The sequence below is a fragment of the Leptospira bandrabouensis genome (assembly GCF_004770905.1).
Lineage (GTDB): Bacteria > Spirochaetota > Leptospiria > Leptospirales > Leptospiraceae > Leptospira_A > Leptospira_A bandrabouensis.
Map to the genome: position 1 here is coordinate 271,054 of NZ_RQHT01000014.1, position 13,702 is coordinate 284,755.

Annotated in this window: 17 protein-coding genes and 2 tRNA genes; 4 read left to right on the plus strand and 15 right to left on the minus strand. The window is 36.5% G+C overall.

All coding sequences use genetic code 11. From position 1 onward, the window contains the following. Positions 1-4: 4 nt before the first annotated feature. From EHR07_RS08410 to EHR07_RS08425, 4 genes are read right to left on the minus strand one after another with little or no spacing between them, the layout of a single operon-like run. Positions 5-958, minus strand: a complete 954-nt coding sequence (locus EHR07_RS08410; RefSeq protein WP_135744676.1) for a polyprenyl synthetase family protein — start codon at positions 956-958, stop codon at positions 5-7. Positions 959-961: 3 nt separating this feature from the next. Beyond that, complete coding sequence (locus tag EHR07_RS08415; protein WP_135744677.1) at positions 962-1,855, minus strand: transglutaminase-like domain-containing protein; 894 nt, start codon at positions 1,853-1,855, stop codon at positions 962-964. Between the two features lie 48 nt (positions 1,856-1,903). Further along, positions 1,904-2,716 carry a transketolase gene (locus EHR07_RS08420; protein ID WP_135571635.1) on the minus strand — a complete coding sequence of 271 codons (813 nt, stop codon included), beginning with the start codon at positions 2,714-2,716 and terminating at the stop codon, positions 1,904-1,906. A gap of 9 nt (positions 2,717-2,725) precedes the next feature. Then, complete coding sequence (locus EHR07_RS08425; RefSeq protein WP_135744678.1) at positions 2,726-3,115, minus strand: hypothetical protein; 390 nt, start codon at positions 3,113-3,115, stop codon at positions 2,726-2,728. 84 nt (positions 3,116-3,199) lie between these two features. On the opposite strand from EHR07_RS08425, the gene EHR07_RS08430 reads away from it, so the two are divergent. Beyond that, positions 3,200-3,274 (plus strand) — tRNA-Thr (locus EHR07_RS08430). A gap of 12 nt (positions 3,275-3,286) precedes the next feature. Further along, a tRNA-Tyr gene (locus EHR07_RS08435) sits at positions 3,287-3,368 on the plus strand. A gap of 308 nt (positions 3,369-3,676) precedes the next feature. Here the strand turns inward: EHR07_RS08435 and EHR07_RS08440 are convergent. From EHR07_RS08440 to EHR07_RS08490, 11 genes are all read right to left on the minus strand, one after another. After that, complete coding sequence (locus EHR07_RS08440) at positions 3,677-4,066, minus strand: HEPN domain-containing protein (protein ID WP_135744679.1); 390 nt, start codon at positions 4,064-4,066, stop codon at positions 3,677-3,679. Further along, on the minus strand, positions 4,056-4,364 hold the full coding sequence (locus EHR07_RS08445; protein ID WP_208739735.1) for a nucleotidyltransferase domain-containing protein: 309 nt from the start codon (positions 4,362-4,364) through the stop codon (positions 4,056-4,058). Before EHR07_RS08445 ends, EHR07_RS08440 begins: the two co-directional genes overlap by 11 nt. A gap of 239 nt (positions 4,365-4,603) precedes the next feature. Next, entirely contained in the window at positions 4,604-4,888 is a 285-nt protein-coding gene (locus EHR07_RS08450) for a hypothetical protein (RefSeq protein WP_135744681.1), read from the minus strand. Between the two features lie 65 nt (positions 4,889-4,953). After that, positions 4,954-5,265 (minus strand): hypothetical protein, encoded by a 312-nt coding sequence (locus EHR07_RS08455; protein ID WP_135744682.1) that lies wholly within the window; start codon positions 5,263-5,265, stop codon positions 4,954-4,956. 172 nt (positions 5,266-5,437) lie between these two features. Continuing rightward, positions 5,438-5,737, minus strand: coding sequence for a hypothetical protein (locus EHR07_RS08460; protein WP_238777290.1), 300 nt, complete (start codon positions 5,735-5,737; stop codon positions 5,438-5,440). 40 nt (positions 5,738-5,777) lie between these two features. Beyond that, a complete protein-coding gene (locus tag EHR07_RS08465) occupies positions 5,778-6,002 on the minus strand; it encodes a hypothetical protein (RefSeq protein WP_135744684.1) in 225 nt (74 codons plus the stop codon). 364 nt (positions 6,003-6,366) lie between these two features. Next, the gene (locus EHR07_RS08470) at positions 6,367-6,825 is read right to left on the minus strand and encodes a hypothetical protein (RefSeq protein ID WP_135744685.1); all 459 of its coding nucleotides are present in this window, start codon (positions 6,823-6,825) and stop codon (positions 6,367-6,369) included. After that, a complete protein-coding gene (locus EHR07_RS08475) occupies positions 6,825-7,793 on the minus strand; it encodes a hypothetical protein (RefSeq protein ID WP_135744686.1) in 969 nt (322 codons plus the stop codon). Before EHR07_RS08475 ends, EHR07_RS08470 begins: the two co-directional genes overlap by 1 nt. Beyond that, positions 7,794-10,382 carry a transglycosylase domain-containing protein gene (locus EHR07_RS08480; RefSeq protein ID WP_135744687.1) on the minus strand — a complete coding sequence of 863 codons (2,589 nt, stop codon included), beginning with the start codon at positions 10,380-10,382 and terminating at the stop codon, positions 7,794-7,796. A 15-nt stretch (positions 10,383-10,397) separates the two neighbouring features. Then, complete coding sequence (locus tag EHR07_RS08485) at positions 10,398-11,246, minus strand: ChaN family lipoprotein (protein WP_238777288.1); 849 nt, start codon at positions 11,244-11,246, stop codon at positions 10,398-10,400. Position 11,247: 1 nt separating this feature from the next. Next, positions 11,248-11,808 carry a glutathione peroxidase gene (locus tag EHR07_RS08490; protein ID WP_420871222.1) on the minus strand — a complete coding sequence of 187 codons (561 nt, stop codon included), beginning with the start codon at positions 11,806-11,808 and terminating at the stop codon, positions 11,248-11,250. A 9-nt stretch (positions 11,809-11,817) separates the two neighbouring features. Between EHR07_RS08490 and EHR07_RS08495 the strand changes: the two genes are divergently transcribed. Both EHR07_RS08495 and EHR07_RS08500 read left to right on the plus strand, forming a co-directional pair. Next, positions 11,818-12,684 (plus strand): nucleoside phosphorylase-I family protein, encoded by an 867-nt coding sequence (locus tag EHR07_RS08495; protein ID WP_135744690.1) that lies wholly within the window; start codon positions 11,818-11,820, stop codon positions 12,682-12,684. Continuing rightward, complete coding sequence (locus EHR07_RS08500) at positions 12,677-13,675, plus strand: SPL family radical SAM protein (protein WP_135744691.1); 999 nt, start codon at positions 12,677-12,679, stop codon at positions 13,673-13,675. The genes EHR07_RS08495 and EHR07_RS08500 overlap by 8 nt, the downstream gene beginning before the upstream one ends. Positions 13,676-13,702 lie beyond the last annotated feature (27 nt).

A 13,702-nucleotide genomic window follows, 5' to 3' on the forward strand; every position in this document is an offset into this window, starting at 1 on the left:
TAACTTACGTCAGACGATCCAATTGTTCTACGAATAATTCCCTTTCGGCACTTTTTGGAAATTGATTTAGGTAACCTAATAGGTAGTTTTTTTCTGAATTTAACTCTTTATGTAAAAGTTCTGAAACTTTTTTAGATTCCATCAAATTCAGAATATAAGATTCATCGGAAGAACTTCTTTCTTCCTTTTTAAAAACAGATTCTAACTTTCTTTTTTCTATCAAACCAAGTTGGTTGCGCAAAATAAGAACCGGATAGGTAAATAATCCATTTTTAAAATCTTTTAAAAATTCCTTACCGCTAGCACTTGAATCTACAAAATAATCCAAACAATCATCTTTCTTTTGAAAAAGTTTTCCTAACCTAACACCAAAATCACGAACGGACAATCTTTCTTTTTTGGATTTCCCAGCAAGAATGGCCGCCGATTCTGTACAAACACCAAAAAGGGAAGCAGTTTTTCCATAAATGATAGAATCATAAACCTTTAAGGAAATTTTAGGATTTTTTTCCCATTCCATCTGCAAAAGTTCACTCACAGAAAGATCTTTTAAAACTTGGGAAAAAATTTCCATAAGCTCAGGATTCCCCAGTGAATTCAGTCGACTGATGCCACAAGCTAACAGATAATCGCCGGCAAGAATGGCGGTTTTATTTCCAAACAAGGATCCAATGGTTGGTTTGCCACGTCGGATGGGAGCGTTGTCCACTACATCATCATGTAGTAAACTTGCTGCGTGAATGAGTTCTGCAACACTACCTACATCGAGCCAACTAACATCTTTTACATTTAGAAATTGGCAAAACAAATAATGAGAAAAGGGTCGAATCCGTTTTCCACCAGAGGTGATTACATGTTTTTTGATTTTTTTGAGAACAGGAATATCTTCCTTTATAATTCCATCTAAGTTTTTATCAAACTTGGTTAAAATGGATTGGATGCGAAACTTCGAATTCATTGATTATTCCACATGCGTGGATCTGCTTTCGAGAATCTGAAGATGATCCTTTATGATATATTCCATTTCTTTTGTCTGGTTATCCCGATAAATATGGATTAGGTTCCTACACATACGTTTGATCATGGAAAGAGTGGATGCTTTTGTGAAATATTTTGGTGAATTGGTATAACCATTTGCCTCTAAAAATTTTTCACAAGTGAATTTATCTAACAAAACACCACCATGAAATGGATCAATATAAGTAAAATATCCTTCCGATTCGTATTGCAAAAGAAAATGAAGTGGTAAATTGGTTCCATAAAGTGGAAGACCCAATCTTTGTCCAACTAACAAGTAAACTACGGAAAGTGTAATTGGAATCCCTAACCTACTTTTGATCACTTGATAAAGGTAAGAATTTCCTGGATCGTTGTAGTTCTGGATATTTCCAACAAATCCTTCTTCTTGGAATAAAACTTGGCAAAGGATTTGAACTTTTAACTCATCAGTCAAATATCCAGAATGATCATCGTATAACTCAGAAACTCGAAGTGCAATTCGATCCAATTCGTGTTTGATTTCTGCATAATTTTGATCAGGAAAACCAATACTAGAAAGTTGGACTGTCATCTCTTCTAAATCTTTATAATGGTTTGTATTCCCACGTAACGTGAGTTTAAAGAAAGAATGACGTAACCTGTGACGAGTGATTTCTGATTTTAAATTCCGAGCTTGTACTCTCAGGTATGGATCTTTTACTTCATCCAAGGCAGATTCCAATTGGATCTGCCAAGGAATTCGAGATGCAATGAGTTTTAATAAAAAACGTTTTTTTTCGGGTGGGGCAACTTCCCAATCATACAATAAACGAGTGATATCATCCGGATAAAAGTCAGGAAAGGAAGTTTGTCCCATGCAAAAACTATCTTGATAAAAACAAAAATGTCAATCGAATCTAGAAGATTAAACCAATTCTGCTAGTGCTTGTGCTTCTTGTTCTTTATTCGGAGGAGTTCCATGCCATTTAGGATTGTTTTCCATATAAGAAACACCTTTTCCTAAAATAGTTCTAAAGACAATGAGTGTAGGTCCACCAGTATGTTGTTTTGCTTTTGCAAAGGCTGCAAAAATTTCTTCCATATTATGTCCGTCTGCATTGATCACATTCCAACCGAACATTTCGAACTTTTTATCTAATGGTTCCAACTTCATTACTTCTTCAGTGTTACCATCGATTTGAATATAATTACGATCCATAAAAGCAATGAGATTGTCAGTTTTAAAATGAACCGCCGACTGTGCTGCTTCCCAAGTCATTCCTTCACCACATTCACCGTCAGAAATACATGTATAAATTTTATATGTCTCTTTTTTTAATTTTGCACCGAGAGCCAAACCAACAGAAACAGATAAACCTTGTCCAAGGGAACCCGAACTAGATTCTAACCCTTTCATATAACGAGTGGAAGGATGGCCTTGGAGATAAGAATTTATATTTCGAAACGTAAGGAGATCTTCTACAGGGAAATATCCGGAGAGTCCCATCGAAGCATAACGAACTGCACATACGTGACCGTTGGAAAGAATGAGTCTGTCTCTTTCTGCCCAATCAGGATTTTTCGGATCATGGTTTAAAACAGAAGTATATAAGGCCGCATAAATATCAGCAAGTCCAAGAGGACCACCTGGATGACCAGAGTTGGCAGCAGTGACCATTTTGATTACTTGGATTCGGATATCTTTTGCAAACTTCTTTGCGACTTCAATTTTTTCCATGAACATTCCTTAAAGCGGTTTTGATTGAAATAAAAACAGACCGGAGATATAAACAATCGTGTACAAAGGCAAAAAGATGTAATGCAATTTTACATGTAAGTTGCGTTTTCTTTTCCATCCTAAATAACCCATACACAACATTAGAACGAGGGCAATGGCCGCAAAAAAACGATGGATATGGATGATGTTTTCAGGTGCTGCGGGATAAATTTGATGAACCGCTATCCCACCTAACAAATATTTCATGCCCAAAAGATAAACAGCGGCGGTGAGATTTGCCAAAATCCCGATTGTATTGAAGAATCTATGTCGTTTTTGGTCACTCTTGCGAAAGAAATAACCCAAATAGAATCCAATTATGGAAATCGTCATAAGAGAATTGACCAAAAACAGTGCCATCTCCTGTCATTCTGAAAGAATCCGCCTCCGCTCAAAGAATTTTTATTTGACCTTAACAGCTTTTCACAAAAATTGGATATGCATGCCGCCTTAGCTCAGTGGTAGAGCAGCTGTTTTGTAAACAGCCGGTCGGAGGTTCAAATCCCTCAGGCGGCTCCATGCAACTTCTTCGGGTAGGTACTCAAGTGGCCAACGAGGGCAGACTGTAAATCTGCTGGTTTTACCTTCGAAGGTTCGAATCCTTCCCTGCCCAAACGAAGAAGACTCTTTACCAGAAACCAAATCCCCATCTAACAACAAACGGAATGATTCGAATAGAATAGATCGACTAAGACCCCGCGAAGCTTTCGTAAAAAGCTGAGGCGAAGTTGTTTGTCGTCAGACAAACAAGGGGGGAAGGAGAAGTTTCCGCATGGATGCGGAAAAGCGAGCGGTGACGGGCCTGAGCGAACGAAGCCAGGATGGCGGAAGTGTTGTGGTGGGCGAATCAGGACGCTTCCATACTTGTCCGTTCCCTGCCCAAACAAGTATCTGTTATGCGTGGTCGTTCATTTATAGAAATCAATTTTTGATTAAATGATTCGCCCATTTAAAAACAAGTTCAGCTAATTCAATTGCCTTTGCATATTCAGCTTCAAGAATGTCCTCATAATCACCCGGATATCGAGTAGAGACGGCGTAGTCAGTTAAAATTGCGAGCTCTTCGAAGAAACTAGGTTTTTCAATTCGATCCGGTAAAGAAAGGATTAGAGTTTTAATATTGTGCGTAAATAGAAATTCGGCATTCTCTTTAATCAAGACAGCTTTTAAAGATTTTTCAGCAGTTTGTTGAGCATGAAAGCAAAGTTGGTTCAGTAAAATATCTTTTTTATCGCCAAGTTTTGCCAGAAGTAAGTCGCTTTTTGCATGAGCTAACCAAGCCTCTGGAGAACCTGGGTCATCATGCTGCATAAAGTTCTAAACCATCTTGAAGAGCATGAAAATAAATTAAATGACGATTATTTGAATATTTTTTGAGAGTTTCTGGAGTTGCTACCACTATATCAAATGAGATTTTGATATGATCTACTTTCTTATAAATATACTGTGCGATTCCCCGTTTATTTGTTCCATCAGGCATAATGATTAAAAGATCATAATCACTATTTTTTCCGGCTGTACTATTTGCCCTTGATCCAAAAAGGATAATCTTTAATGGATTTACGAGTGAGATAATTTGGCTTTTTAGAATTTCTAACTCGTTTTCCATAACCAAAGGATAAAACGATTTAATAAAAAATCAAGTAGGAATCAGTGATTCTTTTCATCTTAATTGATTCAGGAAAACCAAAATGTTTGCTATATCAAGTGACATAGATTAGGTCAAATTCGAGAATACGAACAATGGGTATGCCTCAATCAACCATCGAGTGCTTTTGGTTTTAGCCAAGCAGTAGGTAGTATTTTTGAATTTTTTATCTTGGTATATAATCAGGCAATATGTCAAAATCAATCAAAATCGTTTGCTTCAGGATCAAAAATTTTTAACATAAAAGAATTATCGCAGATTTTTTTTCTCTCTTCTGCTTTGTTTTGGGCGTATGCAAAGTTAACGATAGCATAGTTTTTTTGACTCTCGTTTTCCTGATCTGTATTGTTTGGAATTGGCACAAGTAAACTTAGAGCCATAATTTTTTGAAATTCAAGCGAATCCAAATTTTCTCTACAATTCTGCCTTTCGCTATCTGCACACTGAAAATTGATTAGAATCAATATGATTGCTATTTTTTTCATAATCCTAGTTTTATCATCATCCGTATAACATCGTTAATGCTTTTTCATAAAAAATAACATCTATCCTAATCTCCAAAATGTGGGATATATTCAGATTTACTTTTACATTTACGTTCTTCAGCTGCCTTTACGATACATATTGCCAATGCTTCACTTGCTACTAGTCTTTCAATAAAAGGAGATCTTCCTTTCTCTTCATTTGTCTTAGCCATACCTTCTAAAACAACGTATGTTGCACATGCTGAACTTGAATCTTGATATGTCTCTCCGCCTTTAGTTTCTACCCCTTTTAGGCATTGATCTTTTTGATTAGAGCAATCTAAAACTAAGAATGTCACGAAAACTAAAATTAATAGTTTCTTAAATATTTCCGCCATAATTACAATCTCCATTCCTTTACTATGTTCGAATTCTTTCCTTGCTTTTCAAGATAAACCTTTATCCCGGATACAGCGTTAGCAATACGAAACAATACCTTGATCCATTGACTATACTTATCAAAATTAAATTCAATCTTCACGTTAAAACACAAAGAGTTCGATTCCAAATTCAACTTTTAACGATTCTATCCAAAAAGTTAGAAGTTTCAAAAAACAAATTCATTCCATAAAAGCCTGGGAGGTATTGATTTTCTTCGCTTTCACATTCCTTTTTCTTTTTGAGATACGTGGCACAACCGACTAAGACAATATTGGAGCCGATCACTTGTCCTAAATTTCGATCTTCTTTATATGTTGTAACCGAGAAAGCTAGCGCTTTACAATAAAATTTATAATCTCTATCCAGATAGTATTTACATGCCTCTTCCTTTTTACCAACGGAACAGTTTGTTAGGATTACAATTAACATCGGACAAAATTCCTTTAGAATTTGCTTAATATGGATTCACCTAATATCCAAAATGCGGAATGAATTTCGATTTGTTTTCACATTTCCGTTCTTCGATGGTTTTATAGAGACAACCCAATAGATTTTGATCTGCCAATAAACGAGTAGCCGAAGAAGGTCTTCCACGTTCTCCACTGGTTTTTACCGAATTGTCTAAAACCACGTATCCTAAGCAAAGGGATTCTGCATCACCTTCGAGTACTCCTCCTGTTCTTACGCTTTCCATACAATAATCTTTTTGATCAGTGCAATTTAGGATTAAAAACAAAATCCATATAATTATGGCAAAAAACTTTGGTGGCAACAGAGGAGAGAATTTTCTATTTTTATTATGACTAATTTTGGACTCAATCTTTTGCATTTTCATACTTCCGAACAAACATTCGAAAATTAGCATATAAATCGACTCACTTTTCTATGGAAACTTCGCTTCAAACCGTTTTGGACGGAATTCAAATGTTTTTAAAACAGAAAGAACGGTTTTTGGAAACTTTTTTATCTGATCATTTGTTCAAATGAAAATTTGAATTAAAAGTTTGAAGCATTCAAACCAAATCTCCAGCTAACAACAAACCGAAGGAATCAGATCCCTAAATCACCCAGTTCTGGATCTTAGTTCTATAGAAAAAATAGGCCCCGTCCTTTTTTCTCTGTAATTGCACTCCAAATTGTCCGCGTTTGGAGCGCACGACAGATATCAAATTCATTGGTTCTTGCCCTTCCCAAGATACAATAGGGAACAATTGTTTGCCAGCTCCATCATAGAAAGCCCATTGGGTTTCTTCAGTTTCTGCTGACTCTTCGGTAAAGAATTGATCCAAACCCACTTCTACTTCTGGTAAAAAATGACAGCTCATCGAAGGAGCAATCGGATTACGCCCAAATACTTGGATTGGTTTTTGTTTACAAAAACGAATTTGCTCTCTGGAAAATCCAACAAGTTCTAATCTGAAAGTTAGTTCCGGTGTGACTAAAAAATTACCTAACACGGGATATACGAACCATATAAAACAAAAAATAATTTGGAAGAGTGGTGAGTGACCTTTCATTAGTTTGTCCCTGGAAAAAGAATGGTTAAAAATTCATTCCCTTCTCTCTCAGCTAAAATACGAATACTAGGTTCATAAGTTTTCCAAGAAATGTTTGGGTTGGGAGAACAATAAAGATTTAAGAGAGTTTCAATTTCATCTGTGGAGGACGTTGCAAATTTAAAAATAGAACACATTTCTTTGGAATTTCCCTTTAAAACAAGTGATTTCGTTGTCTCTAAATCCCCTCTTGGTTTGGATCCAAAACTTCCACTCATTCGAAAGTATCTGGCAGATAAATCATAATCAGCAGATTGACGGTAATAAACACCCATCAAATACAATATATCAGATTTTTCTTGGTCAGTGCGTTCCCTCTCCGTATCACCTAAAATTGTTTTTAAAAATTCTTTACCTGAGTCCGCACCAATTTTAAATTCCGAAATCCCAATAAAAAGCGGAGTTTTTGCCATACTAGGATTTTCTGCATAAATTGATAAAATCACTTTATATTGTTTACGTTTCAAAAGAATGATGGATGCAAATTCATATAACTTTTGTGAGTTGGCAAGTTTCAGATGTTCCGACAATTCAGAAAATTTTTCAGGAGATGACTTACTCGCAAACACATAAGTTGCAGAAAGTTCGGAAACACCAATGGGTTTATAAATTTCCGCTAAGTTTGTCCAGATCCATCCTCTCTCTTTGGAAGGGATGAGAGATGGATACTTACTTCCTAAAAATAAAGCATCTAACAACTTTCCATGTTTTTTATATAAAAAGAAAAGTCTAGATACGACAGCCTTTTGTAATTTTCCAGATGGTTTTTCTGTTAATGCTTTTTCATATAGAGGGATAGCAAATAGAGTATTCAATTGTTCCATCTCATACCCTGCTTCATAATAAGAATTTGCGAATATCGATGGAGAAAACCCAATTAAAAACAATAAGTATACCAAACGAAGGAATGATAGATAACTTCTTTTCATTTAATACAATCCCTTCATCAAATCTTTGTTCTCTGTGTGAGTTGCTTTATGATCTTCTGTACAAATTCCTTCTGGAGGATAATCGGAAAGATACAACTCATTCGCTGCCGGACAATTGGGACCTGCTTGTTTCCCCGTTAAAGCACATATTCTATATGGTTTTGCATATACTGGTTGGCTGAATTGAATTTTCGGAATTATATTTTTTTTATCTATAGAAGAAACAATCTCTCCCCAAAGAGGAGCGGCCACTGCCCCACCCAGCCCACTTGGGCCCATTCCAAATTTTGGATTGTCATATCCAATCCACACTGCCAAAGCTAAATCAGGCCTTGCTCCCACAAACCAAGCATCTTTATAATCATTAGTAGTTCCTGTTTTGCCGATTAAATCTCCCGCATAACCACCGTTTCTGACACCACTGGCCCTTCCACTATCTCGAAGGAGAGATATCATCACTTCTGCCGTATCGGGGCGAATGACTTGGCGCTCTGGTGGTAATTTTAATTTAAATTCATCAGAACCGCCGGCTTCATACAATACAACACCCTTCGCATTTTTAATCCTTTGGATAAGATAAGGACGTTTGACAGTGCCTTGGTTGACAAAACCCGTAAAGGCAGATGCCATCTCCAAAGGAGAAATTTCTAAAGTGCCAAGAGCCAAAGACAAGTCTCCTCGATAACGTGCTTTTTTCTCTGCATCGCTCGGGAAAAAATACTTTGTAAAATAACGTTCAATGCCAGCACTTCCCAATCGTTCTGCGACTTGGACGGCAGCTGTGTTTTTTGATTTCACAAGAGCTGTACGTAGAGAAATTTCTCCATCAAAACTTCCTCCCAAATTTTCAGGTGCCCATTCCTTTCCACCACCACCACGGTAATACAAAGGTGCATCTAAAATTCTTGTCCCCGATTGAATGACTCCTGCATCAATGGCAGAGGCATATAACACGGCCTTGATGGAGCTACCAGTTTGTCTACGCATTTGAGTGGCACGGTTAAATTGGTTCTGTGAATTAAACTCCTCACCGCCGTGTAAAAATAGCACCTGCCCCGTGTTTGGTTGTATTCCCACAATCGCAGCTTGCACTACACTTGTATCTTTCTCAGAATCTAAACTGTCTGTATTCCAAACTAGTTCATTTAAGATAGTCACTTCTTCCATTTTTTGACGAAATGCTAAATCGAGCGGAGATTCAGGTTTTAAGCGAATTCTCTTTTTTTGGATTTTCCCAGACTTCCTTGTTTTGGCCAAATATTCACGCACCATCGGACCAATCAGTTCTTGTGCACCCCGATCCAAAGTAGTTTCTACTGTGTAACCACCACTTTCATAAATATTTTTGTCCCCTTCTAAGGAAGAAAGTATCCCTCGAACATGTTCCGTTACATAAGGTGCCATATCTTGTCTTGAACCAAAAACGGTTTCATTGGGGGAACGAGTAGAAAGATTATGATAAAAACTAACAAACTTTTCACGATCCAAATTCGGATAAATACCTCGATTCCGAAACATTTGTAATATGGCACGAACACGAGTGTAAGAATCTTCTGGATTTTTAAGTGGTGAGTATTTGTTAGGTGCAGAAGGAAGTGATGCGAGTAACACCATTTCTTCTTTACTTAACTCCATTGGATTCTTTTGAAAATAAAACTTTATCCCTTCACCAAATCCAAATGCTCCATGACCTAAATAAACATGATTCATATAGGTTTCTAAAATCTGTTCTTTAGTAAGTACAGATTCCAAAGCAAAAGCCAGTTGTGCTTCTCTCCATTTACGGTTCAAACTTTTACGACGATCATCCAGAATGATTCTTGCTAATTGTTGCGTAATGGTCGAAGCACCTTGTTTATAACTTAAATTAATAATATTTTTAAAAAATGCTCTAAGAATTGCCGAGTAATCGATCCCACCATGAAAGAAAAACTTTTGGTCTTCTATATTCAAAAGGATAGAAATCATATCCTCTGGATAATCTTGCAAACGTAAGGTGGAGGTTCTCTTCTGAAAAATTTCACTCACCATCTGTCCATTCCGATCCAAAATTTTAGTTGGAATGTTTTTGGAAAGGGACTCCAGATACAAAGGAACTTCTTTTTTAGTGGAAAGCACTCCCGCCACAAAGTAGGAAAATCCAAGTATCAATAAAAAGAGACATACAGAAGTGACTGTAAATAGCAATTTCCAATAAGAAAACGAAAGAGGTTTTCTATTTCCACTAGTCAGTCTTTGTTTAAGAGGTTTTGGTTTAAATCTACGTTCCTCAGGTTCACGTTCGAAAACAACCTTACGTTCCCAAATTGGTTTTGATTTGGATTGGGTTTGGTCCTTAATGGAACTTGGTTTTGGTAAAGGTGTTGTCGGAATTTTAAAGGGTTGGAAAGACTGCGCTTCATCCAAAACTTCTGGTTCTTTGGGAACTACTTGCAAAATTTCAAAACGATAGTCTATGAAATTTAAAATTACCTTTTCTTTACAATGAGCGCATGTTAGTTGGAACTTTCCTTCTTTAGGGATTGGCTCCGGTAAACGAGATGCCTTTTGGCAGTGAGGACAAAGATATTTTGGAGAAAGTGCCGACATAGGTTCTCCCTATTCTTATCGGCCGTTTGTTAAAATTACAAAATCAGCGATTTTCGCAAAATCTCGACTCTCTTCCCTATCTTTGACAAATCCAGAGAGAACTAGGACCGATAACCCCATTTCTTGTAGTCTATGGACGACACCACCCAACCTGTCCGAGTGAAACCTACCATTTAAGTGGACCACCTTTTTCCCTGTTTTATAGAATTCGCGAGAAATAACCTCGGCCATCCCTTGGTCCCAAGTTGCTTGCCCCAAAATTAGGTATTTACTTCCCCCATGACCTGTTCCATGTCCTTGTCCAAATAGTGCAGATAACCTTTGTTTGTATTCCTCAGTCAGATACTTTTCTAAACTATAAGCAGGTGGTAAATATTGGATGGCCTTGTCTGTGAATTCCCGATACGCAGACAAACCTTTTCTGGAAATCAAATTTACATATCGTCTAGGAGGATTGGCTGCGAGAACATTACATTTTTTTTCTTTGGCTATGGAAACTAAAGGTAGGTAATCGGATTTAAAATTTTTCCATTGAGTGATGGAAGAAAGAAAATTTGCCTCAGATATAGTGCCTTCCAAAAATTCATTTACTATGTATTGCCCGTCCTGTTCCAACATTTCTAAAGACAAGGAGACCGGCTCTAAATCAGAAATCCGTCCAAACAAAGTTTCGTAAAAACGATGTATGTCTTCATTGTCATGTTCTTCTCCAAGAACAATTACATTGTATTTGGATGATTCTTTAATGATTTCTGAAATAGAAACTATTTCTGCCGTGGATGTTCTTATAATTTGAACAGGTAAAGGTAATTCCTCAGCGGAAATTCCCAAAACTACAAATAAAAAAACACAATATCGAAACAAATTAAAGAAGGCTTTCAATCGCTTGTTTTAACTCGGCACTTTCGGGTTTCGTTCCAGAAGGAAACCTAAATACTACACTTCCATTTTTATCGATGAGGAATTTTTCAAAGTTCCACTTCACATCGCCTTTTTCCTTTGCATTCTCTATCAAAAATTGATAAACAGGATCTTTATCATTTCCTAGAACTTTTGTTTTTTTCATCAGATCAAAACTGACTCCAAAGTTTAGTTTGCAAAACTCGGCAATTTGAGTTTCCGTACCTGGTTCTTGTCCACCAAAATCATTGGAAGGAAAACCTATCACTTTTAAACCTTTGTCTTTATAAGTTTGATGGATTTTTTCTAAACCTTCGTATTGTGGCGTATAACCACATTTAGATGCAACATTGACAACAAGGACGGGATGACCTTTGTAATCGGAAAGAGAAACTTCCTTTCCTTGGATGGATACAGACTTAAAATCAAAAAATGACATCTTTTTTCCTCCGGCATAGATATAAGAACTGATTAAGAGAAAAATGGCAAACAAAACTTTTCTTTGCATGGAACCCCCCTGTTCCAAGTTTAGACTATGTCTGCATTGTTTTTCGCTGTATTTTCTGAGGCCAAATCTTGGCTGGAACGATCACAGGCGAAACCCGTTTCTCACTCTGGAAAATTTAGAATTTTTAAAAATGAATCTCATTTTATCATAATCTCAGGAACGGGAAAACTTTCCATGGCATTGGCAGTTTCTGAATTTGCACATATATTGTCCAAAGAAGAAAGAAACCAAATGAAAGTTTGGAACTTGGGAATTGCTGGGGCAAACCATAAAGAATTTTCTTTAGGTGATTTTTTTTGGATTCATAAAATCACTGATGCGGCAACAGGGAGAGATTTTTATCCAGATCGAATCATCGACTCCCAATTCAAAAAAGAAACCAATCTCAAAACCTTTGATAAACCTATCACTAAAGAAAAAACAGTAGATAAGTTTTTATCTCTCACAGAAGAAGAGTTAGATGGTGTAAGTTTAATTGACATGGAAGGTTCTGGTTTTTTTGAAGCAGCTTCACTTTACTTTCCTTTGGAAAACATAGCAGTTGGGAAAGTGGTATCCGACCATCTGGAAGGAAAATTCTGTCAATCAAGTGATGTAGAAACGATGATGGAAAAAATCGCAAATCCATTATATGAAGAATGGATTTCCCCTTTACCTTGGGACCGAGTAGATCCGTTCGAAACCAATGACTGGCCAATCATAGAGTCCTTTATCAAAGATATTCGCCTAACAGAAACCATGAAACATGATCTAAAAAAATCGGTACGTTTTTTTCGATTACGAAACCTTGATTCTTTATTACCTTTACCCGATCATACTTTAAAAAATAATCTAAAATCAAAAACAGATCTCAAACAGTTTTTGGATGACTGGAGAAAATCCCTCCATGTTTAAAACCTTTTCTCATATTTATATTGAAGAAAATATAAAAGATCATTCCCGCACAAAAGAAATTTTGGCTCGGTTTCCCAATGTGATTCCTATTTTGATTCGACATTACAAAGATAGTTTCAATCGAAATTCCCAAAACTTTCGAATCCAAAAAGAAAGTCCGAAATTGATTTTAGCAGAAAAAAAAGAAAACTTTCTTTATCCGGGAAGCGATTTTTCTCCTAACTTCTCACATCCACACTTCTATTACAATACATTAGCACTTAACTGTATTTACGATTGCGAATATTGTTATTTGCAGGGGATGTTTCCTTCTGCAAATCTCGTGTTATTTGTGAATTGGGAAGATTTTTTTTCTGCTACAAAGGAATTTATAGAAAAAAACAAATCCCTCTATCTGGCCCTATCCTATGACACAGATCTTTTAGCACTAGAATCCTTTTTTCCTGCGACCAAAGCATGGCTAAAGTTTGCAGAATTACATCCAAATTTAAGTTTGGAGATCCGCACAAAATCAACTAACTACAGTCAAATTGCCAAAATGAAACCAAATCCCAATGTCATTTTAGCATGGACTGTCAGCCCACAAGCCATCATAGAAAAGGTGGAACACGGAACCCCATCGTTACAAGCACGTTTAAAATCAATCAACCAAGCGATCTCAGACGGCTGGAAGGTCCGGATTTGTATTGATCCTATTTTACGAGTGCCTGATTGGAAAACCCATTACCAATCGTTAGCCGACATACTAGGGAAAGAACTAAACATTGATGGCCTTACAGACATTAGTTTTGGCGGTTTTAGAATGAATATTGATTTTCTGAAACGAATCATGGAAGTGAGAAAAGACTCTTCCATTTTATTTCATGCTTTTGAAAAAAAAGATAAAATAGTTTCCTATTCGAAATTTGAAACAGAAGAAATTTTAGAACTCATGTCCTCCTCTCTAAATAAAAATTTTTCTCCTTCTCAAATAAAAGTAAGTTATTTTTGAATTTTTCCTTTTCTTTTCTGTAACTAG